We start from the raw sequence: 1,046 nt of genomic DNA on the forward strand, positions 1-1,046 counted from the left end.
TGTTACCCAAGGAGCGGGAACCTATGCGAGCTCTTGCACTCCTCCACCAAAGTTTGAAAACCAGCCGGTTATAGCCTCTGGTCCGTGGACAGTCTACAAATCGACCCGCAAGCTGCTCCCCCTTCATCCCAGGGAGTCTGAGCGACAGGCGCTACTGAAGGCTGCTGAGAGTGGGCACCTTGCGCTTCGGCGAATCCAATTGACTAAAGAAAATAATTACTTTTCGGGTAATGGGGCACCAAGACCCTTCAGTCTCGCCCTGCCGGGGGGGATGATGCCCAACCGGCGTATGCCAGAATCTTATGGCAAATGGATGGTAGGCATTATTGATCCACAATGCCTCTACGTTTATAAACGTAATGCTGGGACAAGATTTCTGGTGTTGGAGTCTGACTTAACTCCGGAAACACTGCCAACAAAACTACTGCCTCATCTGCAATCATTGCTCGGTAAACGTCTTGAGCGTGACGATCAGATCATCTGGAGAGTTTATCCCACCCTTTTCACCTCAGGACATCTGCAAGCGGATGGAACGTTCAGTTTACCAAAATTGAAATCCGGCGATGGTACCCGCACAGCTGATTATCCGGAACTGTTGCTCAGCAAATATGGCAGAGAAGACATCAAATGCTTTTGCGTTTACGACGATGCACAGATAAATATTTCCGACATCCTGCGGGACAAGCGCCAGTGTGAAAAGGTATTAAACCTTAAACCCTTGCCTCTGGTTGTTTATTGCCACCGCACAGGCTCTGTTCAGGTCTGTTTTGATGATGAGCTGGACAGTCATCGCCTGGCCGGAAATGAGCATTCTCTGGAAGGTTGTGCGTTTACACAGGGCATAGCCCCGGACCATTTCAGAGCCCTGTTAAATCTGCTGCCAATGTCTTTGCGGGCAGACACACTGAGTCAGGAATTAAACGTCTCACCGGAAGTTATGCGCAAATTACAACAGGCCATCGAGTTGGTAAGTGACCCCTATTGTTACAATTACGAGAAGCTTCTGGAATTAAAACAAAGTGGCTTGCCCATTCACCAGCGTTTTT

The 1,046-nt window shown here is 49.0% G+C and carries 1 protein-coding gene; it reads left to right on the forward strand.

Annotated elements, in window-relative coordinates:
- On the forward strand, positions 1-1,046 hold a 1,046-nt coding region (locus KDK17_RS13125), incomplete at both ends, for a hypothetical protein (protein WP_257288240.1).

It is taken from the genome of Endozoicomonas sp. SESOKO2 (assembly GCF_024606245.1).
GTDB lineage: Bacteria > Pseudomonadota > Gammaproteobacteria > Pseudomonadales > Endozoicomonadaceae > Endozoicomonas_A.